The 26,979-nt window shown below is 48.7% G+C and carries 24 protein-coding genes and 1 riboswitch; of the genes, 10 read left to right on the plus strand and 14 right to left on the minus strand.

Features of this window, described 5'->3' with window-relative positions; translation table 11 throughout:
* Nucleotides 1-132 precede the first annotated feature (132 nt).
* The 5 genes from M3194_RS02330 to M3194_RS02350 all read left to right on the plus strand — a co-directional run bounded on the left by M3194_RS02330 (nucleotide 133) and on the right by M3194_RS02350 (nucleotide 5,332).
* The gene (locus M3194_RS02330; RefSeq protein WP_251651412.1) at nucleotides 133-855 is read left to right on the plus strand and encodes a response regulator transcription factor; all 723 of its coding nucleotides are present in this window, start codon (nucleotides 133-135) and stop codon (nucleotides 853-855) included.
* Between the two features lie 10 nt (nucleotides 856-865).
* A complete protein-coding gene (locus M3194_RS02335) occupies nucleotides 866-1,981 on the plus strand; it encodes a sensor histidine kinase (protein WP_251651413.1) in 1,116 nt (371 codons plus the stop codon).
* 122 nt (nucleotides 1,982-2,103) lie between these two features.
* A complete protein-coding gene (locus M3194_RS02340; RefSeq protein ID WP_251651414.1) occupies nucleotides 2,104-3,039 on the plus strand; it encodes an ABC transporter ATP-binding protein in 936 nt (311 codons plus the stop codon).
* A gap of 15 nt (nucleotides 3,040-3,054) precedes the next feature.
* Entirely contained in the window at nucleotides 3,055-4,182 is a 1,128-nt protein-coding gene (locus tag M3194_RS02345) for an ABC transporter permease (protein ID WP_251651415.1), read from the plus strand.
* Between the two features lies 1 nt (nucleotide 4,183).
* On the plus strand, nucleotides 4,184-5,332 hold the full coding sequence (locus tag M3194_RS02350; RefSeq protein ID WP_251651416.1) for an ABC transporter permease: 1,149 nt from the start codon (nucleotides 4,184-4,186) through the stop codon (nucleotides 5,330-5,332).
* A gap of 984 nt (nucleotides 5,333-6,316) precedes the next feature.
* On the opposite strand, the gene M3194_RS02355 is transcribed toward M3194_RS02350, so the two are convergent.
* From M3194_RS02355 to kdpF, 6 genes are all read right to left on the minus strand, one after another.
* Complete coding sequence (locus M3194_RS02355) at nucleotides 6,317-8,641, minus strand: universal stress protein (protein ID WP_251651417.1); 2,325 nt, start codon at nucleotides 8,639-8,641, stop codon at nucleotides 6,317-6,319.
* Complete coding sequence (locus M3194_RS02360; RefSeq protein ID WP_251651418.1) at nucleotides 8,642-9,481, minus strand: alpha/beta fold hydrolase; 840 nt, start codon at nucleotides 9,479-9,481, stop codon at nucleotides 8,642-8,644.
* 67 nt (nucleotides 9,482-9,548) lie between these two features.
* Nucleotides 9,549-10,163 (minus strand): potassium-transporting ATPase subunit KdpC, encoded by a 615-nt coding sequence (kdpC, locus tag M3194_RS02365; protein WP_251651419.1) that lies wholly within the window; start codon nucleotides 10,161-10,163, stop codon nucleotides 9,549-9,551.
* A 51-nt stretch (nucleotides 10,164-10,214) separates the two neighbouring features.
* Nucleotides 10,215-12,248 (minus strand): potassium-transporting ATPase subunit KdpB, encoded by a 2,034-nt coding sequence (gene kdpB, locus M3194_RS02370; RefSeq protein WP_251651420.1) that lies wholly within the window; start codon nucleotides 12,246-12,248, stop codon nucleotides 10,215-10,217.
* Nucleotides 12,249-12,269: 21 nt separating this feature from the next.
* The gene (gene kdpA / locus M3194_RS02375) at nucleotides 12,270-13,949 is read right to left on the minus strand and encodes a potassium-transporting ATPase subunit KdpA (protein ID WP_251651421.1); all 1,680 of its coding nucleotides are present in this window, start codon (nucleotides 13,947-13,949) and stop codon (nucleotides 12,270-12,272) included.
* Between the two features lie 42 nt (nucleotides 13,950-13,991).
* Nucleotides 13,992-14,069: a K(+)-transporting ATPase subunit F gene (gene kdpF, locus M3194_RS31580; RefSeq protein WP_397334277.1), complete on the minus strand. Its 78-nt coding sequence runs from the start codon at nucleotides 14,067-14,069 to the stop codon at nucleotides 13,992-13,994.
* A 533-nt stretch (nucleotides 14,070-14,602) separates the two neighbouring features.
* Here kdpF and M3194_RS02380 point away from each other — a divergent pair.
* The 3 genes from M3194_RS02380 (at nucleotide 14,603) to M3194_RS02390 (ending at nucleotide 17,596) form a co-directional block, all read left to right on the plus strand.
* On the plus strand, nucleotides 14,603-16,156 hold the full coding sequence (locus M3194_RS02380; protein WP_251651422.1) for an ATP-binding protein: 1,554 nt from the start codon (nucleotides 14,603-14,605) through the stop codon (nucleotides 16,154-16,156).
* Nucleotides 16,143-16,844 carry a response regulator gene (locus M3194_RS02385; protein ID WP_251651423.1) on the plus strand — a complete coding sequence of 234 codons (702 nt, stop codon included), beginning with the start codon at nucleotides 16,143-16,145 and terminating at the stop codon, nucleotides 16,842-16,844. The genes M3194_RS02380 and M3194_RS02385 overlap by 14 nt, the downstream gene beginning before the upstream one ends.
* Nucleotides 16,845-17,018: 174 nt before the next feature.
* Nucleotides 17,019-17,180, plus strand: a riboswitch (cyclic di-AMP (ydaO/yuaA leader).
* 5 nt (nucleotides 17,181-17,185) lie between these two features.
* A complete protein-coding gene (locus tag M3194_RS02390) occupies nucleotides 17,186-17,596 on the plus strand; it encodes a hypothetical protein (RefSeq protein ID WP_251651424.1) in 411 nt (136 codons plus the stop codon).
* A gap of 106 nt (nucleotides 17,597-17,702) precedes the next feature.
* Here M3194_RS02390 and M3194_RS02395 read toward each other — a convergent pair whose 3' ends face one another.
* The 4 genes from M3194_RS02395 to M3194_RS02410 all read right to left on the minus strand — a co-directional run bounded on the left by M3194_RS02395 (nucleotide 17,703) and on the right by M3194_RS02410 (nucleotide 21,003).
* On the minus strand, nucleotides 17,703-18,710 hold the full coding sequence (locus tag M3194_RS02395; protein ID WP_251651425.1) for an SDR family NAD(P)-dependent oxidoreductase: 1,008 nt from the start codon (nucleotides 18,708-18,710) through the stop codon (nucleotides 17,703-17,705).
* A 239-nt stretch (nucleotides 18,711-18,949) separates the two neighbouring features.
* Entirely contained in the window at nucleotides 18,950-19,375 is a 426-nt protein-coding gene (locus tag M3194_RS02400) for an ester cyclase (RefSeq protein ID WP_251651426.1), read from the minus strand.
* Nucleotides 19,376-19,485: 110 nt separating this feature from the next.
* The gene (locus tag M3194_RS02405; protein ID WP_251651427.1) at nucleotides 19,486-19,950 is read right to left on the minus strand and encodes a cupin domain-containing protein; all 465 of its coding nucleotides are present in this window, start codon (nucleotides 19,948-19,950) and stop codon (nucleotides 19,486-19,488) included.
* A 45-nt stretch (nucleotides 19,951-19,995) separates the two neighbouring features.
* Entirely contained in the window at nucleotides 19,996-21,003 is a 1,008-nt protein-coding gene (locus M3194_RS02410; RefSeq protein ID WP_251651428.1) for an oxidoreductase, read from the minus strand.
* Between the two features lie 236 nt (nucleotides 21,004-21,239).
* Between M3194_RS02410 and M3194_RS02415 the strand changes: the two genes are divergently transcribed.
* Together M3194_RS02415 and M3194_RS02420 are read left to right on the plus strand one after the other, a co-directional pair.
* Complete coding sequence (locus M3194_RS02415) at nucleotides 21,240-21,791, plus strand: TetR/AcrR family transcriptional regulator (RefSeq protein WP_251651429.1); 552 nt, start codon at nucleotides 21,240-21,242, stop codon at nucleotides 21,789-21,791.
* Nucleotides 21,792-22,237: 446 nt separating this feature from the next.
* Nucleotides 22,238-22,999, plus strand: coding sequence for an SDR family oxidoreductase (locus tag M3194_RS02420; RefSeq protein WP_251651430.1), 762 nt, complete (start codon nucleotides 22,238-22,240; stop codon nucleotides 22,997-22,999).
* A 111-nt stretch (nucleotides 23,000-23,110) separates the two neighbouring features.
* Here the strand turns inward: M3194_RS02420 and M3194_RS02425 are convergent, their stop codons facing one another.
* The 4 genes from M3194_RS02425 to M3194_RS02440 all read right to left on the minus strand — a co-directional run bounded on the left by M3194_RS02425 (nucleotide 23,111) and on the right by M3194_RS02440 (nucleotide 26,627).
* Nucleotides 23,111-24,064 carry an aldo/keto reductase gene (locus M3194_RS02425; protein ID WP_251651431.1) on the minus strand — a complete coding sequence of 318 codons (954 nt, stop codon included), beginning with the start codon at nucleotides 24,062-24,064 and terminating at the stop codon, nucleotides 23,111-23,113.
* Nucleotides 24,065-24,168: 104 nt separating this feature from the next.
* Complete coding sequence (locus M3194_RS02430) at nucleotides 24,169-25,149, minus strand: aldo/keto reductase (protein ID WP_251651432.1); 981 nt, start codon at nucleotides 25,147-25,149, stop codon at nucleotides 24,169-24,171.
* A gap of 27 nt (nucleotides 25,150-25,176) precedes the next feature.
* The gene (locus tag M3194_RS02435) at nucleotides 25,177-25,491 is read right to left on the minus strand and encodes an NIPSNAP family protein (protein WP_251651433.1); all 315 of its coding nucleotides are present in this window, start codon (nucleotides 25,489-25,491) and stop codon (nucleotides 25,177-25,179) included.
* Between the two features lie 194 nt (nucleotides 25,492-25,685).
* The gene (locus M3194_RS02440) at nucleotides 25,686-26,627 is read right to left on the minus strand and encodes an aldo/keto reductase family protein (protein ID WP_251651434.1); all 942 of its coding nucleotides are present in this window, start codon (nucleotides 26,625-26,627) and stop codon (nucleotides 25,686-25,688) included.
* Between the last annotated feature and the right edge of the window lie 352 nt (nucleotides 26,628-26,979).

The following is a 26,979-nucleotide window of genomic DNA, read 5'->3' on the forward strand; positions in this document are numbered from 1 at the left end:
TGTTATTGTAAATTTCCACCTTGTTATTTGAATGATCTTCTTACGCTTACTCGGATTGTCGGATGGTCTCAATTGGTATATTCTTGTATCAATGCATACCCTGCGAAGCGAGTTCATGAGGAGGCATATCCATTGAAGATAAAAGTGCTAATCGCGGACGATAATTCATTTATCCGCGAAGGAATGAAGATTATCCTCACTACTTTCGATGAGTTCGAGGTAGTCGCCACCGTCGGCGACGGAGCGGAGGCCGTTGATTATTGCCGCTCACACGAAGTGGACGTCGCGCTTCTCGACGTGCGAATGCCGAACATGAACGGCGTCGAGGCAACCCGTCTCCTGACAGAGCAGACGAAGGCCAAGCCGCTGATCCTTACAACGTTCGATGACGACGAATATATTCTCGAGGCGGTGCGGTCTGGAGCCAGAGGGTACCTCCTCAAAAATAATGACCCCGAGAGAATAAGGGACGCCATAAAGAGCGTTTACCATGACCATCACGTTCTCCAGGACGTCGTCCTGAACAAAATTAAATCTAATCTAGTGTCTGGCGCGCCATTTCATCCTCCGGCCAAAAGCGAACCGCAAGCCGCCTTCGATTCGCTTCAACCCTCTGCCGCTCCTTCCTCCGGTTCGGATCGGATTGACCGCAGCCTATTTACCGACCGGGAGCTCGAGATCATGGCACAGATCGCTAGAGGGCTCTCCAACAAGGAAATCTCGAAGAAATTGTTCATCTCCGAAGGTACAACGGCTAATTACATCACCTCCATCCTGAACAAGACGGGACTTGAACACAGGACGCAGATCGCAATCTATTATTTGACGGGCGAAATCAAGCCATCGGATGATTAGGAGCCTCGACATGGAATTTTGGATTATCGGCAACAAGGCTGCCTTGCTCTTCTACGTTATCTTCGTCTCTTATTCAGTCGTGCGCGGAGCGTCTCCCTGGGTGATACTAGCCTTCTTGTCCTACTTATGCGCGAACATGGCCATTCCGGTACTACGGAAGCAAAAACGGCTTCAACTGCTGGCATCGGTCGCTTCTGCCGTACTCGTCGCTTTATTCGCGTTTCGTATAAACACGATTTTTATCCTTCTGCTGCCCGTCAATCTATATGAGATTGTGCTGATGTCTGGAGGGAGGAATCGCTTCGCGCTGCTTCTTGGACTTGTGCCGCTGTTCCTCATCCCGGACGATGAGGCCCCAATCTATCTTCTTGCAGCCTCCTTAAGCTTACTTCTCTACTATGGCATGCGGGTTCATACGGAGAAGCTCGATAAGATCGGTGAGGAGAAGGAATCGCTTCGCCTCGAGCTGCAGCGTCTGAAGCAATCCCTTAGCACGAACGAAGAGTATATTCGCCAATCCGGATACACGATCAAGCTGGAGGAGCGCAATCGGCTGTCGCAGAGGATCCACGACGAGGTCGGCCACTCGATGGCCGGAGCGCTCATCCAGATGGAAGCTTCCAGGCGCCTGCTTCATGCGAATCCGGATAAGTCATCCCAGCTGCTCGGCAACGCAATCGCCATCTCCAAGGAGGGACTGGAGCAGATCCGCCTGACGCTTAAAGATATGAAGCCCCGGTCGGAGGAGCTTGGCATCCACCGGCTTCGGTTGTTCGCGGACGAATTATCCGCCAATCACTCGGTAAATGTTTCCGTCACGCATGCGGGAGATCTGGATGTGATCACGCCTCTACAATGGAAGATTGTCCATGAGAACGCGAAGGAGTCGGTCACCAATTCGCTGAAGTACGGAGGAGCGTCCAACATCGAGTTCGAGATTCGCGTGCTGAACCGCATGATCCAGTCCGTCGTTGCCGACAACGGCAGAGGCGCTGACAAAGTCGTCAAAGGACTGGGCATCGTTGGCATGGAGGAGAGAGCCGCGTCAGCGGGGGGAACCGTCATTGTCGACGGCACGAAGGGCTTTCGCGTGACCACTCTTCTTCCCTTCCAGAAGGGCGTATGAAAGAACTCACGCTTCGAACATGAGATTTCTCATATACAAAGGATGAACTTATGCACTGACATGAGGTCATCCTTTTTTATTAGAATAAAACCATAAACATTAACGAAAACGGAGTGATACGGATGAACGTATTGGAAATCCGCAACTTGAGCAAAAAATTCGGCGACTTCATCGCCGTCGACAACATGAATCTCAGTGTTCGCGAAGGAGAGATCTTCGGCTTCCTCGGAGCGAACGGCGCAGGCAAGAGCACAACGATCAACATGATCTCCTCCCTGCTGCGAATCACGAAGGGTGAGATCCGGCTGCTCGGCAAAGACATCGTAAAGGAGAGCAAATTCACCAAGATGAACATTGGCATCGTACCGCAGGATCTTGCGATCTACGAAGAGATGACCGCCTATGAGAATGTGAGTTTCTTCGCCGGACTGTACGGTCTCCGCGGCGCGCTGCTTAAGGAACGCACGGAGGAGGCACTGGAGTTCGTCGGTCTCGGCGACAAGCACAAAGCTCTGCCGAAGAGTTTCTCCGGAGGCATGAAGCGGCGCCTCAACATCGCCTGCGCAATCGCCCATCACCCGAAGCTGATCATCATGGACGAACCAACCGTGGGTATCGATCCTCAGTCGCGCAACTACATTCTAAACTCGGTCAGGAAGCTGAATCAGATGGGCTGCTCGGTTATCTATACGAGCCACTATATGGAAGAGGTCGAGGAGATCTGCACACGAATCGCGATCGTCGACCACGGCAAGATCATCGCGGAGGGCACGAAAGAGCAGCTCAAGTCAATCATCACCGATACGAAGGAGACTTGGATCAGCGTGAAGAACGCCGATCGTCTTGACCTGGACGCACTGAAGCAAATCTCCGGCGTCAACTCCGTCCGGTTGGAAGAACAGACGGTCAAGATCGTGTCCAGAGGCGAGATCAACAATCTCAACTGGGTTATCCAAGTGTTGATTCGAGATCAAGTCGAGATTAGTTCGGTCGAAGAGCAAGCCCCAAATCTGGAGACGGTGTTCCTGACCTTAACCGGCCGGAACCTGCGCGACTAAAGGAGGACGAAGAACGTGAACGTGCTGAACATAGCTTTATTCGAGATCAAGAAGGACCTGCGGGATAAGCGCACGCTGATCTTTATGCTTGCCTTTCCGATCGTGCTTATACTGATCCTCGGAACGGCTCTCACAAACGCCTTTCATAACGGAGTAGAACTCGGAGATATGAAGCTGTTAGTTAAAAACACCGCACAGAGCCAGCAGCTGCAAAGCTATTGGAACGGCTTCGCTCAAGCGATCGGCAAAGAAGGCGTCGAGTTGACGCCCGCTGCGAACGGCATCGACGGCAAGAAAGCCGTTCAGGATAATCAATATACGGCATACGCGGAGATAGACGACAATGGCATCCACTTCTACGGGAGCAGCCGTGAGACGATCTCGAGCAATATTATCCAAGGCATGCTAACCTCGTTCGCCGACAAGTACAGCTTGGCTGCGGCAGCGGTAAAAAACGATCCCGAAGCGGCGCATGCCATTATCGCGGGAGAGATGGCGCCCGGTTCGTTTATTCAGGAGTCCTCGCTCGACCCGGACCGTAAACCGGGCTCCATCGATTATTATGCAATCGTGGAATCGACAATGATCGCCTTCTATGCCTGCATGTCGGCCAGCTGGCTCATTCGCGGTGAGGTAAAGCGGAAGACGGCGCTTCGACTGGCCGCGGCCCCCGTCGGGAAGCTGGAGATTTTCGCGGGCAAGGTAATCGCTAGCACCATTATCAACTTCCTGTGCATTCTCGTAGTCGTTCTGTTCAGTAAATTCGTATTTAACGCCAACTGGGGCGATCACCTCGGCCCCGTGTTCCTCCTGCTGTTCACTGAAGTTCTGCTTGCGGTCAGCTTCGGCCTCGGCATCGCCTTCTTATTCAAAGACGATGCTGCGGTTAACGGCGTGATGATGATCTTCGTTCAGTTGGCATCGATGTTCGGCGGCGCCTACTTCCCTGTCGACGAGGCATCCGGCTTCTTTGCCGGAATCGCGAACCTCTCGCCGCTTCGCTGGGCGAATGAAGCATTAATGAACCTGATCTATAACGACGACTTGCAAGCCGTGTTCCCAGTCATGGGGCTTAATACCGCTATAGCGGCAGCGTTCCTCGCATTCGTCGCCATTACGATGCGCAAACGGGAGGCGTTCTGACATGAATAACATTCTTTGGATCGTTCGCAAGCAGCTCCACTCGACCTTCCGCAAGAGATCAAGCTGGATCGTCTACTTCGGATTGCCGATCGCCGCCATCCTTCTCTCTATGCTGATCTACGGAAGCTCCAGCGGCGGCACCCTAAACGTCGGTGTCCTCAACCAAGACGGGGACAAAACGTTGACGCAAGATGCGATTCATTTCGTTGAAGAGCTGAACAACGTGAAAATCACGGTGGAGGATCAAGCATCCATGAACAAGGACATCGCTTCCGGCAAGCTGGACAGCGGCCTTATCTTTGAGGATGGATTCGCGGACAGCGTCCGGAACGGTCAACCAGCCCATATTCGCATTGTCTCCGCCAAAGGCGCGGAAGTGACCTCTTACGTAAAGGCACTGCTTGAAGGCCACATCGGTAATGTCGCCTCGATCGGCCAAGCAACGAAGAACGACGCGGATGCGTTCGACGCCATCTATGCGGATTACAAAAAGTCCAGCTTCAAGTTCGACTCCGAATCGCTTGAAGATACAGCGAAGTTTAAGGACATGACGTATCAGACGATCGGCTTCCTGCTGATGTTCCTTCTCTTCTCCGCGGTCAACATGAGCAGCCTTATTCTTAAGGAGAGAGAGAATCGCACCTTCCTACGCCTGCTTTCTTCGCCGCTGTCGGCCCGGGGATTCGTGCTCGGAAACGTGCTGGTTACCTTCATCATCCAGGTGCTGCAGATCGTTGTTACTCTGCTGGTCCTGAAGTACGCCATCGGCATCGACTCCGGCGTTCCGTTCGGAGAAATGCTGGGCACGCTCCTTCTTTTCTCGCTCGTTGCTATCGCCCTCGCCCTGCTGCTCACCGCGTTCTCGAAGAACAGCAGAGGTGCCAACGCTATGCAGACGTTAATCATTACCCCTACCTGTCTTCTTGCCGGCTGCTTCTTCCCGGCGGAGATTATGCCCGATACGGTTCAAAAAATCTCGAGCTTCCTCCCGCAGCACTGGCTCCTCGATACGATTACGAAGCTGCAGGACGGTCAGGCAATCGGAAGTCTCGGGCTCAACTTGGCCATACTTGTCGCCTTCGCTGCCGTATTCACGCTGGTCGCTATCTTCCGCTTCAGCCGCAACAATGATGTAAGACAGTTTATCTAAGCTTGCAAAAACATCCTCTCCTGCACAGGAGAGGATGTTTTTGTAAGGCTCTTGTCATTGCGTTCTGCAAGAACCTCCATAACGACTCGAACTGAACGAATCGCCACATTTTTGACCTAACATTCCTTATTAGCTTTAATGCGTTTCGTTTTGATTGTGTTTGCAGTCTACTAGATTCAACTTCCACAAAAGTCAACGTCCTCCATGATAAAACTTAAATCTTCTAATCAGGATTAATCCCAGTTCATATACTGAATAAATTACAAATAATGAATATGAGATGCATGCTATTATTGACCAATATAATTTAAATAAATAAAAGTGCTGGATTTGATGATATGCATTTACAATTTCATTAAAAGCATAAAATAGTAGTGAAAAATACAAGATGATAGTTATTAGCAATGGTGTTTTCTCAGACCTAACTACTTTGTACAGAAGTAGATAAACTCCAATCAGGAGTAAACTTGCACTCGTTAATAAAGGAATAATAAAAAATGCACTGTTTCCGATTAGTATGCCGAGTCCAGGTTCCATGTCATTATATTCTTGTGACATATAATTAGAGTTATCTAGGACCCTCTCACCAGCAATTGCGCTAGAACTAATCCAAAGAATAAGAATCAAACAAACATAAATAATTGTTTTATGTTTCTTCAAAAATTTCATCTTAATACCTCACTTGCAATAGTATGATTTTTACCATTATAAGTTTGATATTAGCACATACAGCATATCCATTTCGTAAATGTATTCCAAAGAATTCTCTATAATCATTAGTGCTATTCTGTCCGTGCGTATTAAGAAGTTTATTACGGGTAGTTGGCCTGGACATTGCAACACTCATAAAGGACCGTAAGAATTCCACACTTTCTTTAAAGTACAAAGGGATTTTTATATCCAAAAAAAAAACGAAAAGAAAAAATGATCATACGAAAAAGAACCTTGATTTATCAAGGTTCTAAATAGCTTTAAGAGAAAACATTACTCAGTAACCGTTGGATCGAAGTCCGCTACGATTAATATATCCGTGTGCCTGGCCGCTCGGAGCATATAATGCACGACGGTCTCTTTGAAAAAGGTGTACCAAAGCGGTCTTCGGCATTGGCCGATGATGAGTTGAGTGGCTTGAACCTCGTTGATCCGTCGAAGCAATGTTTCCCGTATCCCTTTACGGCTAGCACACTCAGCCGTCTCCATCTTGCCGCCTAAACGTTCGCATAATTGCTTCAGCGTATCCAGCCGCTTCTGATCCTCTTCCGACATCCTTGCGCTGCAATTTACGTAGAATACATGCCATTCCGCTTTCAAACGGTGCGCGATACGGAATCCGCGCCGGATTAATCTCTCGGAACGCGGACTCAAATCGACGCATACGAAAATCACTTCTCGCCGCCGCAATGGTCCTCGTATCGAATTATTCTGGTTCCATGCTTCCAATCGTTCGTCCACGTCGTCCGCGATTTCACGAAGCGCAAGTTCTCTAAGCGCGATCAAATTGCCGACTTTGAAAAAGGAACCTAGTGCTTGATCCACTTTCTCCATGGCGTAGATCTTGCCGTCCCTCATCCTTTGTTGCAGCATTTGCGGCGTGATGTCGATCAGTTCAACCTCGTCCGCCATCTTCAGTATCGCGTCCGGCACCGTTTCTCGGACCCGAACACCGGTCAAATGCTCAACTGCGTCGTTAAGGCTTTCAAGATGCTGCACGTTAACGGTTGAAATGACGGATATCCCGCTCTCCAGCAGACGAAGAACATCATCGTATCTTTTTTTGTTTCGGCTTCCCGGCACGTTGGTATGAGCCAGCTCGTCGACCAGCACAACCTCGGGATGACGCGCGATGATCTCATCCGTATCCATTTCTTCAAGAACGGTCGACTGGTAGTTAATTTTCGCCCGAGGAACCGTTGTTAGCGTACCTACTTGTTCTGCCGTCTCTTTTCGACCATGCGTCTCCAACAAGCCTATGACCACGTCTATGCCTTTATTTAGAAGAGCGTTGCCTTCCTGCAGCATTTTATAGGTTTTCCCGACGCCGGGCGCCGCACCGATATAAACTTTGAAGGTACCATGCCGGATCGTTTCGATCTTTCTCTCAATTTCCATAGAAGTTAACCGGCGGAACGAATCCCTGCTTTGCTCAGGCTTTGCTTTGACCGGCAATACCCTCTCTCCTTCATGCTCCGCGCGGTCTACCATGACGAACACGTCGATGTTGCGCGCCCTTCGTAAAACCCGGTTAACGATTGAACCTTGCCAACGCTCCTGCCAACGGTTCTTTTTCGAATGGCCCATCACGATTCGGGTAACCTTGCTTGCTACGGCATAGCGGACCAGCATACCGGGCAACTTTCGAGCATGAGGCAAGGGGAGCTCCTCGAAGGTCGCGTCAACTTTATCAACCAGTTTTTTGATTGAATTTTTAAACTGGATTTGATTTTGGGTTAAGCTATGCTTTGACGATACGAAGGTCACGACGATTAAGTCGCCGTTAAGTCTCTTGGCAATCTGCTGCCCTCTGCGTACGTGAAGAGATCCGTTCCAATGATAATTGGCGGAAACAAGAATCCGCTCCGCCGCGCCGGAAGGCCCGACGAGCCCAAGCTCCTCCCGGTGTTTCTCCAAAGAATCATTCACGCCTTCCGCCATCAATCGGAGCGCAAGCTCGCGGAGAACGCCGAGATTCCCCCGGCGGGAAATCGCCGGATGCGTCTTGTCGCCAAGAACCCCCTCATCGATCCTCTTCAGCATCGTTTCGGGAGATACGTCGATCAACCTCACTTCGTCCGCCAATTCCAGCGTATCGGAGGGCACCGTTTCTTCCGCGCGGATCCCGGTCATTCGATAGACGAATTCGTCCGCGCTTTCCAGCTCGTAGACATTGATAGTGGTAATAATGCTTATTCCATGACTCATTAAATATTTGATATCCTCGAGCCGCGTCTGAAATTTGGCCTCCTTGCGGTTGCGGTGAGCCAGGCCATCCACAAGCAGAACCTCCGGATTTCGAGCCAAGATGTCGTCCAGCGGCAGATCCTTCTGCTCCTTGCCGTCCTTCATCCAATGGATGCTAGGCACCCTTTCCAGCTCCAGCGTCTGCTGCACCGTTTCTAACCGCTGCATCGTGGAAACGGCGCTGATGACAACGTCAATGCCTTGTTTTTTCAGCAGATTGCCTTCCTGCAGCATATGATACGTTTTTCCGGCCCCACTAACCGACCCAATGATGATCTTCAGGCGACCCCGATGCAGCTTTGAAATGGAATACAAGATTTCTTCCGGCGTTTTCCGTCTATATGTCGACAACTACCCGAACCTCCTCTCTCCGGCAGAATCCCCCGCATTCTCTTCTTGAAGCCTTAATTGTTCCGCTAAAAATTGCCGGACAACCTCGTTAAAAACGTCAGGCTGGCACAAATTACTCGGATCGCAGGCATCCGGAATAATCTTCATTCGGGCTCCCGGCAATCGCGAAACAACTTCCTTCATGCAATCGACACCGAATGATCCGAAGTCTCCAGCCAAGCAGAGAGCCGGCTGCTTTATCGCTTTCAGATGCTCGGAGTAATCGGCAAGACTTGCCGCCAGTCTTTGTTTATACAATTCGATAGGCCGTTTATCGAGCATTCCTTTTCTAACTTCGCTGTATGCCCGGCTCCATCTCTGATAGGACAAGCGGGTAGCCGGAAGCATCAGCTCGCCAGGGGAGAAGTAGACCAGCCAACTGCAATAGGCAGCGGCCAATTGCATCTTGCCCGTCAAGGTCGAAGATTCAATCCTGCAGAAGCTGTCGCTGATAATAATGGAATGCACCCGTTCCTTATAATACTTGGCCAGATGCTGTACGATTAATCCTCCGTACGATACGCCGACGAAAGCCGCTTGGCCGATTCGAAGCTCGTTCATCAGCAAGATAAGGTCCAGGCATTGCGTTTCGATGATATCGCCAAGAGCTTGCGTAAGTTTGCCGGATTTCCCGTTTCCGCGAAGGTCGCAGACGATCACTTGATATTCTTTTGAAAAATACTCGATTTGCGGCTTGAACATCTCATGCGTTAATCCATGCCCATGAACAAAAACTATTGGAAAGCCGGCTCCGTACGTCTCGTAATAAATAGAAGTTCGGTTGACCTGTGCGACTGCCAAATGTAACACCTCTCAAACAACGGATCAGCCCTATCCGCAAATGTTTTGCGAATAGGGCTTCGTTTCCTTATTTTAAAGCTTCTCTCAAAGCAAGATTAATCTTTAGAACGTTAACCCGTTTGTCGCCAAAAATACCAAGATCCCGATTTTCCGTATATTCGTCCACCAAGCTCTGCAGCTCTTGTTCCGAAATGCCGGTCAGCTTGCTGATCCTCGGAATTTGCACGCTCGCAGACTGCGGAGTAATATGCGGATCAAGTCCGGAGCCCGAATTGGTAATTAAGGCGATTGGAAGCTGATCGATGGGAACGTCGGGATTGTCCTTCTTCCACTGCTCGATCGAAGCTTTCGTACGTTCCAGCATATCAGGGTTGGATGGCCCATAGTTGTTGGAGCCGGATGCCTCCGCCTTATAATCAATGCTGGAGACACGACCTTGGAAGTACTTCGGATCCGTGAAGGCTTGCCCGATCAATTCGGAGCCGACGACGTTCCCCTCTTTGTCTTTCAACAAGCTTCCGTTTGCCTGCGCCGGAAACAGAAGCTGCGCCAGCCCCGTACTAATGAACGGATAAGCAATGCCGCACAGAATAATAAACAATATGCTCATTCTTAAGGCCATCCACAATATCGAGCCGACGGAGGAACTCTCCGCTTGGCCGTCTTTCGTTATGGTCGACATAGTTGATTCCTTCTTCCTATTCGATTCTTTTGCATGACGAGTATTCAGCGGTTAAATCCACACATGAACGATCAGGTCAATTATCTTGATCCCGATAAACGGAACGATCACGCCGCCTAATCCATAGACGAGCAGATTTCGGCTCAACAACCGCGAAGCTTTCATCGGACGGTAAGCTACGCCCCTCATTGCCAATGGAATGAGCAACGGGATGATAATTGCGTTGAAAATAAGAGCGGACAGCACAGCCGATAACGGCGATCCGAGGCCCATGACGTTCAAAGCCTTCATCTCCGGAATCGCCAGCATGAACATCGCCGGGATAATCGCAAAATACTTGGCAATGTCGTTGGCGATACTGAAGGTGGTCAAAGCTCCGCGGGTCATCAGAAGCTGTTTGCCAATGGCTACCACTTCTATAATCTTAGACGGGTCAGAGTCCAGATCGACCATGTTGGCCGCTTCCTTGGCCGCCGTCGTCCCGCTGTTCATCGCAAGTCCGACGTCAGCTTGAGCGAGTGCCGGCGCATCGTTTGTTCCGTCGCCTGTCATGGCCACAAGCTTGCCTTCTGCCTGCTCGCGGCGGATGACCGCGATCTTATCCTCTGGCTTACTCTCGGCGATAAAATCATCAACGCCGGCTTCCTTCGCGATAGTCGCTGCCGTCAGCGGATTATCGCCTGTACACATAATCGTTTTAATACCCATGGCGCGAAGTTGATCAAACCTCTCCCGCATGCCGGGTTTTACCGTGTCCTTCAAGTAGATTAGACCGAATATTTCCTTGTCGACGGCTACCGCCAGCGGTGTACCGCCCAGTGAAGCGACGCGTTCCGCTTCTTTGCCCAAATTGTCGGGAATCGCTCCTCCTTGAGCGATGACCCATTTGCGAACCGAATCGACGGCGCCCTTACGAACCTGACGTCCGTCTTTCAAATCGATGCCGCTCATTCGGGTTTCAGCTCTGAACTCTACGAAGGTTCCGCCTTCGCCAAGCGCGGCATCGTATAATTTGTTGTTTCTCTTCATCCAATCGAGCACTGAACGGCCTTCCGGCGTTTCGTCATGCAGGGAAGAGATCGCTGCCCATGCCGCTGCATCATCGCCGCTTGCTTTCCCGACGGGGACGATTTCGCTCGCCATCCGGTTACCGAATGTAATTGTCCCCGTTTTATCCAGTATCATCGTATTGATGTCCCCAGCGGCTTCGACTGCTTTCCCGGACATCGCGAGCACGTTGAATTGGGTAACCCGGTCCATCCCCGCGATGCCGATCGCCGACAACAGACCTCCGATCGTTGTCGGAATCAGACAGACGAGCAGCGCGATCAGAACGGGAATTTCCAACTCGACGTCAACATAGGATGCGATCGGTCCAAGCGTTACGACAACAATAAGGAAAATAAGAGTCAAGCTGATCAACAACGTATTCAGCGCGATTTCGTTCGGCGTTTTCTGCCGCTTCGCGCCTTCGACTAGAGAGATCATCCGATCAATAAACGTTTCTCCGGGATCGCTGGTGATGCGCACCTTGATGCTGTCGCTGACGACCCGGGTACCTCCGGTAACGGAATTGAAATCTCCGCCCGCCTCCTTAATGACCGGCGCGGATTCCCCGGTAATCGCCGACTCGTCTACGGAAGCCAGGCCTTCAATAACCTCCCCGTCACCGGGAATCATTTCGCCTTGCTTTACGATGACAATATCCCCTTTGCGAAGCTCCGTGGAGGGAATCGTCTTGACTGCGCTGCCGACGACCTTGTTAGCCGTAATTTCTTTTTTCGTCTTCTTCAGCGTATCGGCTTGCGCTTTGCCCCTGCCTTCCGCCAGCGCTTCGGCGAAGTTGGCGAAAAGCACGGTGAACAGAAGAATCAAGAACACGGTCAAATTAAATCCGATACGGTCCTCCGAGTCGAAATATCCCGGGAATATGGTCATTAGCAGCACGACTAACGTACCGACTTCAACGACGAACATGACCGGATTTTTCATCATGCTGACAGGATTGAGTTTAATGAAGCTTGCTTTTATCGCTTGGAACACTAACGGTCCCGAAAATAAGCTTTTCTTACGTTTATCGTTCATTGCGGTTTCGCCCCGTTTCCATTAGCGGATAGTCAAATGCTCGGCGATCGGACCCAGAACGATGGCCGGCAAGAAGGTCAGTGCACCGATCAGAATAACGGTGCCTAGCAACAAGAAGGTGAACAATGCATTGTCCGTCCGGAACGTGCCGAGCGTCTCCGGCACCCATTGCTTGCGGTTCATCGAACCGGCAACCGCCAGCAAAGCGATCATGGAGATATACCTGCCGAAGAACATGACTAGGCCAGTCGAGATATTCCAGAACGGCGTATTGTCTGCCAAGCCCTCGAATCCGGAGCCATTGTTGGCTGCGGATGACGTGAATTCATACAACACCTGTGAAATCCCATGATAGCCGGGATTCGTAATCGCCCCTTTGCCGAGGTCAGTCAAGAAAGCGATCGCCGTCGGCGCGAGGATGATGAACGGATGCGTCAATATGGCGATGGCGATCAGTTTCATCTCTCGGGATTCGATTTTCCGTCCCAGGAATTCCGGCGTCCGGCCGACCATCAAGCCACTGATGAACACGGCGAGAATCGCGTACATGAGCATGTTAACCAATCCGACGCCTTTGCCGCCAAACACGACGTTCAGCATCATTTCGGCAAGAGGGACTAAACCGCCTAGCGGCGTTAGCGTATCGTGCATATTATTTACCGTTCCCGTGGTTGCCGCGGTCGTCACGGTCGTAAACAAGGCAGACTGGGCAATGCCGAAACGGACTTCTTTTCCTTCCATGCTGCCTTGCGACGCATCGATTCCAAGACCATTGAGCAACGGATTGCCGCTTTTCTCAGCTGTGTAAGCAATCGTGAGGAATACGAGGAACAAGATCATCATAGCCGAGAAGATCACCCAGCCTTGCTTCTTGCTCTTGGCAAATCTGCCGTACATAAAAGGAAGACCGGCCGCAAGCGCCCACATCGATAAAATCTCGATGACGTTCGTAGTCCCGTTCGGATTTTCGAACGGATGCGCCGAATTCACTCCGAAAAACCCGCCCCCGTTCGTTCCCAGATGTTTGATGGACTCCAGCGATGCTACCGGTCCTATCGCGATTTGCTGAGTTGCGCCCTCCAGCGTCGTTACCGACAAAGTCGGATCAAGCGTCTGCGGCACATGCATGCCAACCAGTACCAAGGTAATGAGGATGGATAACGGGAAAAAAATTCTGATGTGCGCTTTAACAAAATCCTCGAAGAAATTGCCGATTGTACTGCCCTTGGTGGTGATCCCTCTGACAAAAGCGACCGCAACCGACAGACCGGTCGCCGCGGACGTAAACATCATCATCATGATGACTGCCATCTGCGAGAAATACGTTAACCCGGTTTCACCGCTGTAATGCTGAAGATTCGTATTGGTGATGAAACTGATCACCGTATTCATGACGAGCGTCGGCTCCATATTTCCGATATCGTTCGGATTTAAAGGGAGGCCGCTTTGTACACGCAGCAGCACGTAACTGACCGCGACTAGCATGACATTGGTAAGAACGAAGCTGATAGCGTATTTTCTCCAGCTCATCCCTGCCCTCTTTTTCAGACCAATGATCCAAAAGATCGGTTTTTCAATCGGACCGAATATCTTGTCCGTTCGATTTGATTCGTTCGAGAATACGTGGTACATATAATTCCCGAGCGGTTTGGCAATCAGCATCAGAATGCCGATCACGATAATAATTTGCAGGATATCCATTGCCGTTCCTCCTCAAGACTCGATCGACTGCGCGAAGCATCTCTAAAATTTTTCGGGGTGAAGCAGAGCATAAACGAGATAGACGAACAAAATACCCGTGAAAATCAATATAACCGTCATGAGCGCTCACCCTTCTCGTCGATCGTTTTATCGCACCAGACTATAAAGCCAGTGACAAGCGCGAAGGAGACGATCAAGCTTACAATCATCCAAATATCCATCATGTCAACACGTCCTTTACGGTTATTCGGTTTAACGTCCGAGCCTGGCATATCGCGGCGCGTCTTAATTTAATTCCCTAATTATGGATAACTATCGCCCGCAATATGTAATCTATACTTATCAGTTTCATCGCTTCCTCCTAATCATGAATCAAGTTCATTTTGGTTATAAACATGGAGGTATCTTACCCCCTGCTAAAAAACTTGTAAATCGAATCAAAGACTGAATTCAGTTGAATTTGGTCTCTTATGTTCATTTTCATAAAACTTTTGTATAAATCCTTTGGTTTTCTATACAAAACTCTATATATCACGATTTTTTAATCATTTTTATAGTATTTTTACACCCTAGAATGGTTTATTTTATTCTTTTTTTACAGTAATCTTAAGGAGTAAGAGACAGAATTCGGACAGGCAGGAAGTGATTAAGTCGTGGGCAAGTCTTTATGGACACCGTGGTGGTCCTACGCAAGCATTACGCTGTTAATCAGTCTCATGACGGCCATTTTGCATCCGTTCATACTTGAAGTCGATTTGGTGAATATAGCGCTGATCTATTTATTTCCGGTACTCATAAGCTCCGTTTTTTGGGGTTTCCGCCCTGCCATCTATTCGGCAATCGTAGCGGTGCTGGCGTTCGATTTTTTCTTTGTTCCGCCAGAGCTTAGCTTTACCGTAGAAGATTTGCGTTATCTCATTTCATTTGGCGTTTACTTGGCGGTAGCCGTGTTGATCTCCAGTCTGGCGGCAAGGCTGAAACAACAATTGCTTTATTCCAAACAAAAGGAAGCGCAAACCGCCTCCCTCTATGCGCTTAGCAGCCAGATGAGTGCTCTTACCGATATCCACGCATTGCTGGATAACGTTTCTCGTCACGTATCGCAAAACATCGGTGCGGAGAGTGTAATTTATTTGCCTGACGACCGGAACAAGTTAGTGCTGACGCACCGCTCGGACGATCTTAGCGACTGGGGAAAAAGCGAGGCAGAAGCCGTAATTGCAATCCTGACCTTCGAAGACGGCGAAGCGGCCGGATACGGGTCAAACATATTAAGATACTCTCAAGGCTATTACCTTCCGCTGAAAACCGAAGACCGTATATACGGGGTGCTTGCGCTTAATATGAAGGAATTGAAAAGCGGGCTCACGGCCGAGCAGTATCAGATGCTGGAGGCGATCGGCGGTTTAGCGGCTAGCGCCATCGCGCGCGTAAAACTGGCCGAGGAAGCCAAAATCGCTCATTTATCGGCTGAATCGGAACGGCTTCGCACGGCTATTTTGGATTCGGTATCCCATGAACTGCGTACTCCGCTCGCGGCGATTATCGGCTCGTCAACCAGCCTGATCGAGAGCGATCACCTCTTCACCTCGGAGGATCGGATGGAGCTGCTCACCACCATTCGGGATGGCGCGCTTCGCATGAATCGTCTGGTCATCAATTTGCTCAGCATGGTGCAATTGGAAAGCGGCATGCTGCGTCTGAGAAATAATTGGTGCGACGTAGAGGATCTAATCGGGGTTACGCTGGCTCAGGTCAAAGATTTTCAGGAACATCGAACACTACGCGTACACTTGCCGGAAAACACTCCGATGGTAATAGGCGATGAAGTGCTATTGGAGCAAATGCTGGTCAATATCGTCAGCAATGCGATTAAATACAGTCCGGATTACAGCGACATTGACATTAAGGTGTCGGTGGATAGTGATAACCTTCGTATCTCCGTCTTCGATCAGGGAATCGGGCTCAGCGAAGACGAATACGTACGAATCTTCGAAAAGTTTTATCGTGCCAGCGCGACCAAGCAAGTGACCGGTACGGGATTGGGATTGGCCATTTGCCAAGGGATCGCCGAGCTTCACGGCGGATCGATCTCGGGTCGTCGCAATGAACCGCAAGGAACCGTTATGATCATTACGCTTCCCTTGAAAAAACGGCATGAAATGTATACGATACCTGAAGAAAAGGAGCAAGATGAATATGAATGAACAAGGAGCTCGTATACTAATCGTCGATGACGAACCGCAAATTCGCAAACTGCTTAAGGTAACTTTACATGCCCATCAATATACGATTCACGAAGCTGCTGGCGGAGAAGAAGGCGTCAGACAAGCCTCCCTCATTCATCCGGATTTGATTGTTCTCGATTTGGGATTACCGGATATGTCCGGTATGGAGGTTCTGAGGCGCATCCGGGAGTGGTCGAGCGTTCCTGTCATTGTACTTACTGCCAAAGACCGAGAAGAAGACAAAATCTTAGCTTTGGATAGCGGCGCCGACGATTACGTAACAAAGCCTTTCGGCATGGGAGAATTGGTCGCTAGAATACGCGTGGCTCTTAGGCATGTCGCTAAATCGGCCAATGAGCCGATTCTGAAGATCGGCGAGCTTACCCTTGACCTGGCTCAGAGAATCGTGGAATTGAACGGCGAGCGGATAAAGTTAACGCCAACCGAATATGACCTTCTGAAGATCCTTGCCTCTAACGCCGGGAGAGTGGTTACGCAGCGACAGTTACTGCAGCAAGTGTGGGGCAGTAATCATAGCGAGTCTGAAAGCCACTATCTAAGGGTATATATCGGGCATTTGCGTAAAAAGCTGGAGGAAGACTCTACTCAACCGAAATTTATTGTCACCGAGCCGGGAATCGGTTATCGCTTTCTATCCAGGGATTGAAACTAGTAAAAGATTCAATGAGAACCAAAGAGAATTCATGCAAAATAACCTGTTTTATCCGTTTTCATTATCCGCCAACGCAATTTATGCCGGAATGACACGCTAATTTATATATCGCAACATTTTACAGAATAGCTAGATAGGCATATGATAAATGACGAGCCACATATGGCTTAAACGTATTCGCTGAGTGCTTCCAAAGGAAGCAGCGGGGGAACCATGGGATATGTCTTAAGAGATATGTTCAGGGGTGAATCCGGTAGTTCGCCTACCGGTAGGGCGACTCTCTCGTCCGAATCCGACAGCTAACCTCGTAAGCGATCAAAGGGAGAGATTGTGAAATGTCCGTTCAACTGCTTGACCCTGCGCCCGAGATCGAAACTCGAATGCAAGTCTTCTTAATCCGAGAATTGGAGTTGTTCATCTGGTTCGATGATCGGATCAACGGCTATCGAATCGAACTATTCTTGTCAACAAATGCCGGTCAGTTAAGAAGCGAAGAATCTATCGAAGCTCGGGAGAAGCCGGCGGATTGGTGTAATTGGTCCTATCGATTCAGAAGAATAGTAGACTCTAAGGAACCGCATTCCGTCGATTGGCTCAGGGAGCAGTTCCCCGAACACAGTATTCAAAACAGGCTTATCTGCCAGGCATTGGGGAAATTGAACAGCACTACTGCCTTCTGTCGCAATGATGTGGAAGTAAAATCCGATTTATTCAAAAAAGCATGCAGTTATATTAATCTATTTTAGTACCTCGTGCAAAAAAGGAGCAGCCGTATGGCATGCTCCTTTTTTGCATTTGTTAATTTAGTGAGTGGTGATTCGTCAACGTTTGGCTCCTCGAAGTCTAAATCCATCAAACGTTGTGAATCAACTCAGTACCAGCGCTAGGAATCGTGTCCTTTGGACTATTAAGCAGCTTTTCACTGATATCCCATAGCTTCATTGCTGACACCGGATCGATGGCCCAGGGGCGAACGCCGTGTTGAAGCTGGCTGTCTGCCGGTACGATCTCCGCGATATCGCAGTTCTCACAGTAGACGCCGCCCATGCCGTTCAGCATTGGACTTACCGCGCACCAAACCGAAGTAGCGGCACCTTGCTCGACAGTTTTAAAACCGCCGGACGAAGCATAGGTGCCATCTTCCTTGCGAGTGACGCCCCAAGCAGCCAAATCCTCGTTGCTCAAATGCCGAACCAAACCCGACAAGATTGCGCCTGGATGAACCGCGAATGCTCGAACTCCGAATGCTTGTCCTCGTCGATCGAGCTCTACGGCAAACAACGAACACGCGGTCTTCGACTCCCCGTAAGAAATGTTTTTATCATAAGGCCTTTTATTGAAATGCAGGTCATCAAAATCGATCGGTCCCGTCATGTGACCAATGGACGAAAGCGCCACGACCCTCGCATTACCCGAACGCTTCAAGGCTTCCCACAAGCGTAACGTCAGTTGAAAATGTCCAAGGTAATTCGTAGCGAAATGAGTATCGAAGCCTCGCGCCTCTTTTATTTCAGGCATAAAGCTTGCCCCGGCATTTAATATCAACAGATCGAGCGCTCGACCAGAGCTCATAAATGTATTGGCAAATGCTTCAACCGAGCTCGGATCAAGAAGATTGAGCTCAATCACTTCGACGTTTGACAGAGGAGCAAGAATTTCTCGTGCACGTTCCACACTTCGGGCACCGACTATAACGGTTGCCCCGGCACCTGCTAACGCTCGGGTTGTTTCCAGTCCGATACCTCCATGCCCGCCTGTAACTATAGCTGTCTTTCCACGAAGGTCTTGACCAGCTACAATTTCCTGTGCGGTTGTTTCGGGACCGTATCCCGAATGCAGCGGTTTTTGCTCAGTTATCATGGGCTAGCACTCCTTTAAAACACCATAATCAGGATGGCAACGATATTAGTTTCGTTCATCGGCCGAAACCTCAACATTTTACACCTCATGTAGTAGCTTATCCTTCGAGTGTAAGCTTATTCCCATCCTAATAGGTAAAAAAAAGGCTAACCAGAAAATTCTGGTTAGCCTATGGTATGAAAATCCTCGTAACGCGGACTTTCGCTGTTTTTACAGTTGTTTGATGCCTAGCAGCCTTATTACTTTATGGGCTTCATAAGTCGCTTCGAGAGCTCGTATGCGCTACGCTCTACCCAATTGTGAGCGAGCTTGCCATCACGAACTTCCCATACCGCGATGCCGGTAAGCTGAATCGAGCGGTCATCAGGCAAGGAACCAAGTACGCCTTGGTTATATCCCGTGACTACCCATCGCGATACAACGCGCTTGCCGTCGGCGCCGCTGAACATATCGAGGCTCTCTAACTTGATGTCGCGGATCTTCGAAGTGAATGTTCGTGCCCACTCCTTAAAGGCAGCGCGACCCACAATGTCACCATCCGGATTCGAGAGAATAAAGTCATCCGTACAAAGATGGTCGATGACATCGAGATTTTGCGGAAGGTTATAAACATTGGCCCAAAACTCCGTGAGAAGCTCTTCGCCGTGGTTAACGGATAAATTCATTTGTCATCAACACCTCTTGCCTATTTAACGGGACAGCCAGAATTTGTCCTCGACTGTCCCGTTTTGGATATTTTATGAAGTCCAATAGCCAATCTATAAGATTAATGGGATTACGGCAGCAATGGAGGCCCAATAATTAAGGTATCATTTTGCTCGGCCAGCCGCCCAATTTCTTCAATTGAATGTCGGCCGATTTCAGGGAAGAAATCGTCGATTCCGCCTGGCGCAAAGGTAAAAAGAATGCGTCCCCTATCTAGCCCGATATTAGCCCACGCATGCGGTACGCCACGGGGAACCACAACACTTGTTCCCGGAGTAGCTTCAAATTCCTCTTCTCCCACTTGGAATAGGAAAGTTCCTTCTAGAATCTCGAATACCTCTTCTCTTTCCTTATGAATATGCTTCGGTGGACCAATCAAAGCTGGTACACGCGCTTCAATGACGGTAATCGCTCCGCCAACTTGACTGCTGTGAATACGAATAGCCATTTGTTCGCCTGGCATCGTATCGAACCATTCGAGATCCTTGGCGAATGTAACCGCTGCTTTGGTTACAACCTTATTTGTCTGTTCCATTTTTATTTCTCCTCGCTATCATTTCTATCCGCTGGATAATCGCTTTTATATTTCAAACTTTTGACCTGTCAGTTGTTCACTAAGGCTCCAGAGCCGATCCGCCGCTTCGGAATCAACCGCATACGGCATCACGCCGGAATCCGTTAAAGTCGATTCGTTGTCCAAATAAAAGTCCGACTCAGCATCATGCCCCAGAGGAGCGATATCACAGTTCTCACAGTAGACGCCGCCCATATTGTTAAGCTGCGGGCTTGTCGCGCACCATACGCTGGTAGCTGCCCCTTGCCCTACCGTCTTGAGATTTTTCGCGGGGTCTAGAACCGGCTGTCCCTGCTCGTCAATGACGCCTGCTGCTCGCAGCTCCTCCTCCGAAAGATGCTTTTCGAGTCCGGTGCCGACGATGCTGCCCGGATGAAGGGAGAAAGCCCGCACGCCGTCGGCTTGACCGCGTTTGTCCAGCGCGACCGCGAAGAGAACGTTAGCCGTCTTGGACTGGCCATAGGCTGCCCAACGATCATAATCGCGTCGGTCGAAGTTGGGATCATCAAACACGACAGGCGAGAAGTGATGCCCCCAAGATGATACTGACACCACCCGCGCGCCGTTCGCCTTGCGCAGCGCTGGCCATAGCCGTGCAACAAGCTGGAAATGGCCCAGATGGTTCGTTGCGAATTGCGATTCATATCCTCTCGAATCTCGTGACAGCGGAGACGCCATTATGCCTGCACTGTTTACCAGAATATGCAATGGTTGCCCGGTGGCAAGAAACTTGTCTGCAAAAGCATTAATCGAAGCAGGGTCCATCAGGTCCATCACTTCAATATCAACGCCATCGATGTTTGCAAGGGCGTTCGCTGCTCTATTGTAGTCTCGCGTTGGAACGATAACCTTGGCGCCAGCAGAACGCAGTACTCGCACGGTCTCAAGACCAAGTCCGGAATAACCCCCGGTGACGATGGCAATTTTATTTGTAAGGTCAATACCATTAATAACTTCCTCGGCTGTGACTGAAGCTCCAAATCCGGAGCCGATTGGTGTTTGCTTAGTTGTCATTATAAAGTTCTCCTTTTATGGTGAGTATAATATATGGCTTATTATCATGTGCCAGCTATCCATTTCGGAACGATAGCCGCAAAGTCCAGCTAAAACAATTAGCAACCCTTTTCTACTTTACGCTGTGGTCATCATAACAGGTCTCCTCATTTGATATTTAGACAATTAACGTATAATGTCTATGTGCCTATATTATACGACTAGACAAAGTTTGTAAAGTGTATAATAATAACATCATGGACGATAAAAAGAAGCTTCATATACTAACCGTTGCTTTAGGCGTGTTTTTTAAATTTGGCTATAAGCGAGTGTCAATGAATGAAATAGCAGAAGCCGCCGGCATATCGCGTGCGGGTCTGTATTTGTACTTTAAGAACAAGGAGGAAGTTTTTAACGCGACAATTCTTCATTATGGCGACCTTCTTATTGAAGAGATAAAGGAAGGACTCTCTTCCAAGATAACGCCTGAAGACAAGATTATATATGCGTTCGAGGTATGGTCTATCAACAATTTCGATCAATCATTGAACTCACCGGAAGTTAAAGAAATGACCGACAGCTCATATACGTTTGCTCAAGAGGCACTCCATGCGAGCTACAATAAGCTTGAGGTCGTTCTTAGTTCCATCTTGAAATCTCATCCCACGAGTAGCCAAAATAGCCTATCTCCACAGAGATTAGCTTATCTTTTAACAAGTGCGTCGCGCGGATTTAAAGTTGTTGCCAAAAACTCTGCCGAGCTTCGCCAAATGATTGAAGATTTGGTTCAAATTATTCTTGATCAGTAGAACCGCCAACACGCACCGGTATTCAATCGGTGCGTGTTTTAGTTTGGCTTGAACACAGGGTAAGTTGTTATTACTAAAAGTACCCTCGACCGTTTTCTCCTTCCTTTAAAGCCTGAGATAGCCCACTGATTTTTCCGTTATCACTCTTTGTCGTAACCTAAAACAATTCTTTACCGATCGTTCTCAATATGATAATATGGTTTTGCGGACAAGAGCCAGTATCAGAAGGACGTGAGAAGGAGCGTGGCGAGAAGCAAAGAATTTGAAGCAGCAGCACTATCAATACAACTTCAGAAGTCCTAGCATAATTTTTTTTGCCATTAGTAGAATGATCGTTCCCAATACAGAAGCAATATTCTTTAAAGGTTGTGATGCCACTTCAAATACTCATCGAGGCTAGCTAGTTCCAAGGGCTGTATAAATATATCTCAGAGGAGAATTAAAAAATGACTATAAACGTAAACAACTTAGACGGCAAGGTTGCTTTTGTAACTGGTGGAAATCGTGGGATTGGATTGGAAACAGCACGTCAATTGGGTAAGCTTGGTGCCACTGTCGTCATTGGATCACGTGATTTGGAGAAAGGCAAGGTTGCTGCGGATACACTTCGTTCGGAGGGAATTCTAGCGGAATCTATCAAATTGGACGTCAAGTTAGGCGAAGACCTTCAGGCTGCTTACAGTTTCTTTGAACAACGGTACGGTAAGCTTGATATGTTGATTAATAATGCCGGGATACAGATAGAGATTGAAGATCTTGCGCCCATGAATGAATCAAGTACCGTTTCGCCTGCTGTTTTGCGCGAAACCTTTGATTCCAATTTCTTCAGCATGGTTGAATTAACTCAGCTACTGCTTCCGTTAATTCGCAAATCACCTGCCGGAAGAATTGTTAATGTATCCAGTGCCCTTGGATCGAATACCCTGCATTCAAATCCCGATGCTCCAATTTACGATGTCAAGCTACTTGCTTACGATGCCTCGAAGGCGGCTATGAATACCTTTACGACACATCTAGCACATGAGTTGAAGGATACGGCAATCAAAGTAAACTCTGCATATCCGGGTTGGGTGAAGACTCCAATGGGCGGTAAATATGCTGATATGGATCTTGAAGATGGCGGTAAGACAAGCGTAATGCTTGCAACGTTACCTTCGGACGGACCGACAGGCAAGTTCTATCATATGGACACCGAACTGCCATGGTAATAAGGTAGTTAATAAATAAAATGCGGAGAGCGCTTTCCCATAACGGGAGAGCGCTCTCCTAATTTCCTGTCAATTAACGAAATGGGTCCACCCAGGCATTTACATCCGGCTTTAAAATGGAGGTGAATAGATAAATTCCTTGCTTACTTCATCGAGCGTTTTCAGAACGTCATCGTTAAGTTCGAGGTTTACTGCCTTCAGGTTTTCATCAATCTGCGATTCACGAGTTGCTCCCGCTATGACCGTGCTTACCGCTGGTTGATGCATCAACCAAGCCAATGAGAGAACCGTAGCGGAAGTACCAAGCTCCGCAGCAATTTTCGTCACCTGATCACCTAACTCCACTCGGGAGGAAACTAATCTATGAGCAAAGTTAGGGTTCTTGTCCAACTGTGATCCGCTAGGCACAGAACCTCCCGAATACTTGCCTGTTAGAATTCCTCCTGCCAGAGGGAAATAAGGAATGACTCCGATTCCCTGATCTAGACAGAACGGGATCATTTCCCTTTCAACACCTCGATCGACCAGCGAGTAACCAGGCTGAATCGACACATACTTTATTAAATGTTGACTTTCGCTAATGGCTAGGGATTTCATCATTTGCCAAGCAGCATAATTTGATGCGCCCACGTATCTCACTTTTCCCGATGTCACGAGATCATCCAAAGCACGGAGAGTTTCATCAAGAGGAGTCTTCGGATCAAAAACATGAATCTGGTACAGATCTATGTAATCTGTTCGTAAACGACGCAAACTTCCTTCAATTTCTTTTAGAATATGCTGACGCGAGGCGCCTCTGGTGTTCGGTCCTTCTCCGAGCTTTATACCCACTTTTGTCGCAAGAAGCACGTCTTGACGCCGGCCCTCGAACGCTTCTCCGATGATCTCTTCCGACTTTGTACCCGTATAAATATTCGCAGTATCAATGAACGTAATCCCGCTGTCAACAGCATGGTGCAGGACTCGAATCGATGTATTCTTATCTGCGCGTCCACCGAATGCATTTGTACCCAACCCTAATATAGAAACTTCCAATCCGCTAGTCCCCAAATTCCGATATCGCATCCAAACTCCTCCTATACTTTACATTTAGAAACGAACTGGCAGCATTCATCGAACCCTGTTGCTTGATCTTCTTTTCTAATTAATCGCCGTCCCCGCGGTTGCCATTACCACGCGTAAGCTTGTGGAGCGTCCCCGCCCGGTCCCGGGAATATGTCATCCAGATGCTTCATCGTTTCTTCCGAAAGCTTGATATCGACCGCCCGAAGCGTATTTTGGAATTGCTCCATGGTCCTTGGCCCAATAATCGGCGCCGTCATGGCTGGATGCATAAGTGTCCACGCCAGTGCGACATTCGCTTCGCTCTCGCCGATTTCCCGGCATAGGTTAGAAAACCGTTCCAGCTTCTCCCGGTTAGCTTCCACCCGTTCCTGGGAGCGCGTGCTTCTCGCGCCGCCCGATGCCTTCAACGCATTTCCACCGAGCAAACCGCCATCGAGCGGACTCCAAGCAATGACGCCGATCCCGTGCTCTAAAGCTGCAGGAAGCACTTCCAATTCGGGCAGCCTGCACAGCAGACTGTACTTATGCTGTTCAGACACGAGTCCCAACACATGTCTTTCTTTTGCTTCATATTGGGCTTTCACCAGGTCTCTCCCGGCAAAATTGCTGGATCCCACATACCCGATTTTCCCCTGATTCACTTGCACTTGAAACGCTTCCCAAAGCTCGTTCCAGCTTACGTTGCGATCTACATGGTGCATTTGATACAGTTCAATATGATCCGTGTTTAAGCGGCGAAGCGACTCTTCCAAGTGGCGTCGAATTTTGTAAGCGGATAATCCGCTCGAACGATTGGGTCCATCCGAGACGTTGTCCATGTCACCATATACTTTGGTAGCCAGAACCACCTTTTCCCTGCGGCCACCTCCTTGCGCAAACCATCGCCCGATGATTTCCTCAGTTCTACCCTTGTTTCCTTGTCCGCCGTAAACGTTCGCGGTATCGAAAAAGTTGACTCCCGCGTCCACAGCCGCGTCCATGATTCGGAACGATTCTTTCTCATCCGTTTCAGGCCCGAAATTCATCGTGCCCAAGCATAATTTGCTAACCTTCATGCCGGATTTCCCCAGGTATGTATATTCCATTTACTATTCCTCCCAATTCCTAATTTTCTAAACCCAATAATCAGCCCGTTTTAAAAAAATCTGATCGACTCGTTCGACAATTTTTCCGTTCTGTTCGGATTTTTGTTTTACATCATTCCATTCCTTGTCCTGAGCAAACATTTCCCACTGTCTTATCCGTTCTTCCATGCTTTCGTATTTCATCATATAGTAAAGCTTGGGCTGTTCCTCCATTTCCTCCCAAAAATCACACACTTGCATGCCTAATCTTTCGAATATCCGAAACGTATGCTCCGAGAAGCGTTGCCGGATTGCATCGATTTTCCCAGGATAGATCTTGTAAATTCTCAATTCGTATATCATTCGCCAACCCTCTCCAATCTTCAGAGAACTTCGATTATCGATCATTTATCTTATAAGTGAAAACCACCCTTTCGGGCGGTTCTACTATAAAGCGAGTTGGTTAATTTGTTCCATATCGTTGACCACAAGCAGTATTAATATCGGTTCCGGAATATTATCTACTAGGCGATCCCGGCTAACACCGGTAACACAGTTTAGTTACTCAAAATTTCTTCAATTCGCATGATGATGTCTTGGCTAAGCACAATGCCTGAGGCTTTGGCATTCTCTATTACTTGCTCAGGACGGCTAGCGCCGATAAGCGCGCTTGCAACGTTGGTTTGACGAAGAATCCAGGCGAGGGCCAGATTTCCGACAGTGATATCGAGCTCTTTGGCAATACCTTCCAGTTTATGGACCTTCTCGATCTTTTCATCGGTGATGCCTTTGCGAACCCATTCCAGCTTGGCGGCTCGGCTTTCAGCCGGAATTTCGGAGGCTGACGTATACTTACCTGTCAGCAACCCTTGCGCTAACGGCGAGAATACCACTTGGCCGATGCCAGAGCGTTCGCCCAGCGGAATGACTTCCTTCTCGATATAACGTTCGAACATGTTGTAGATGGGCTGGTTCACGACGATGCGGTCAAGCAGGAACCGATCTGCGTAGCCGATGGCTTCCGCCATCTGTGAAGCCTGCCATTCGCTAACGCCGACATACAGCACCTTGCCTTGACGAATCAAATCGTCCAAAGCTCGAAGCGTCTCTTCAATCGGTGTCTCCGGATCGTAGCGGTGGCAGTAATAGATGTCCACATAATCATGTCCGAGCCGTTTCAGGCTTGCATTTGCTTGTTCGATAATGTGCTTTCTTGAGAGACCGCGATCGTTTGGTCCATCACCCATCTGCCCGAATACTTTGGTCGCCAGCACATACGATTCGCGCTTATATGCTTTCAGCGCTTCCCCTACCAGCTCCTCGGCTGCTCCTCGCTCGTACACATTCGCTGTATCAAAGAAGTTAATACCGAGCTCATACGCTGTTTTTATAGAATTGATTGCATTCTCACGCTCAACATAGCCACCGTATGTCAGCCAACTGCCCAGGCTGATTTCACTCACCTTCAAGCCTGTCCCGCCTAATTTTCGGTATTTCATGATGAATCCCTCCTGATTCGCGAATCGATTTAGTATCCTCTGTCTAAGAAGACCCCTTCATTCTAAAGTAGTTTATGTATGATTGAAAGAAGTGAAATAATATTCATTTAATTATAAAAATGGTATTTACTATACTATTTTTCAGTTATGCAATTAAATCAAACTCTCCTTGATTGGATAAACAGACTGCATGTTTAATCCGGTTTGCTCTCTCGTCACAACAGGTGGACCAAGTAATCATTTTATATTGTTCACCTTCTTCATTTCGTCTTTTTATTACAGTCATAAAGAATGGATATAGGCTTGCTGCTTATAAGCCCAATTTATAGGGATAAGTGCCCTTTTAGTGATT

The organism is Paenibacillus glycanilyticus, assembly GCF_023715145.1.
GTDB classification, from domain to species: domain Bacteria; phylum Bacillota; class Bacilli; order Paenibacillales; family Paenibacillaceae; genus Pristimantibacillus; species Pristimantibacillus glycanilyticus_A.

Excerpts from the sequence above, each read along its gene's own strand:
- M3194_RS02335 (WP_251651413.1), top strand. The coding sequence starts at position 866 with ATGGAATTTTGGATTATCGGCAACAAGGCTGCCTTGCTCTTCTACGTT.
- M3194_RS02340 (WP_251651414.1), top strand. The coding sequence starts at position 2,104 with ATGAACGTATTGGAAATCCGCAACTTGAGCAAAAAATTCGGCGACTTC.
- M3194_RS02350 (WP_251651416.1), top strand. The coding sequence starts at position 4,184 with ATGAATAACATTCTTTGGATCGTTCGCAAGCAGCTCCACTCGACCTTC.
- kdpC (WP_251651419.1), bottom strand. The coding sequence starts at position 10,163 with ATGTCGACCATAACGAAAGACGGCCAAGCGGAGAGTTCCTCCGTCGGC.
- kdpB (WP_251651420.1), bottom strand. The coding sequence starts at position 12,248 with ATGAACGATAAACGTAAGAAAAGCTTATTTTCGGGACCGTTAGTGTTC.
- kdpA (WP_251651421.1), bottom strand. The coding sequence starts at position 13,949 with ATGGATATCCTGCAAATTATTATCGTGATCGGCATTCTGATGCTGATT.
- kdpF (WP_397334277.1), bottom strand. The coding sequence starts at position 14,069 with ATGACGGTTATATTGATTTTCACGGGTATTTTGTTCGTCTATCTCGTT.
- M3194_RS02385 (WP_251651423.1), top strand. The coding sequence starts at position 16,143 with ATGAATATGAATGAACAAGGAGCTCGTATACTAATCGTCGATGACGAA.
- M3194_RS02390 (WP_251651424.1), top strand. The coding sequence starts at position 17,186 with ATGTCCGTTCAACTGCTTGACCCTGCGCCCGAGATCGAAACTCGAATG.
- M3194_RS02395 (WP_251651425.1), bottom strand. The coding sequence starts at position 18,710 with ATGATAACTGAGCAAAAACCGCTGCATTCGGGATACGGTCCCGAAACA.
- M3194_RS02400 (WP_251651426.1), bottom strand. The coding sequence starts at position 19,375 with ATGAATTTATCCGTTAACCACGGCGAAGAGCTTCTCACGGAGTTTTGG.
- M3194_RS02405 (WP_251651427.1), bottom strand. The coding sequence starts at position 19,950 with ATGGAACAGACAAATAAGGTTGTAACCAAAGCAGCGGTTACATTCGCC.
- M3194_RS02410 (WP_251651428.1), bottom strand. The coding sequence starts at position 21,003 with ATGACAACTAAGCAAACACCAATCGGCTCCGGATTTGGAGCTTCAGTC.
- M3194_RS02415 (WP_251651429.1), top strand. The coding sequence starts at position 21,240 with ATGGACGATAAAAAGAAGCTTCATATACTAACCGTTGCTTTAGGCGTG.
- M3194_RS02420 (WP_251651430.1), top strand. The coding sequence starts at position 22,238 with ATGACTATAAACGTAAACAACTTAGACGGCAAGGTTGCTTTTGTAACT.
- M3194_RS02425 (WP_251651431.1), bottom strand. The coding sequence starts at position 24,064 with ATGCGATATCGGAATTTGGGGACTAGCGGATTGGAAGTTTCTATATTA.
- M3194_RS02430 (WP_251651432.1), bottom strand. The coding sequence starts at position 25,149 with ATGGAATATACATACCTGGGGAAATCCGGCATGAAGGTTAGCAAATTA.
- M3194_RS02435 (WP_251651433.1), bottom strand. The coding sequence starts at position 25,491 with ATGATATACGAATTGAGAATTTACAAGATCTATCCTGGGAAAATCGAT.
- M3194_RS02440 (WP_251651434.1), bottom strand. The coding sequence starts at position 26,627 with ATGAAATACCGAAAATTAGGCGGGACAGGCTTGAAGGTGAGTGAAATC.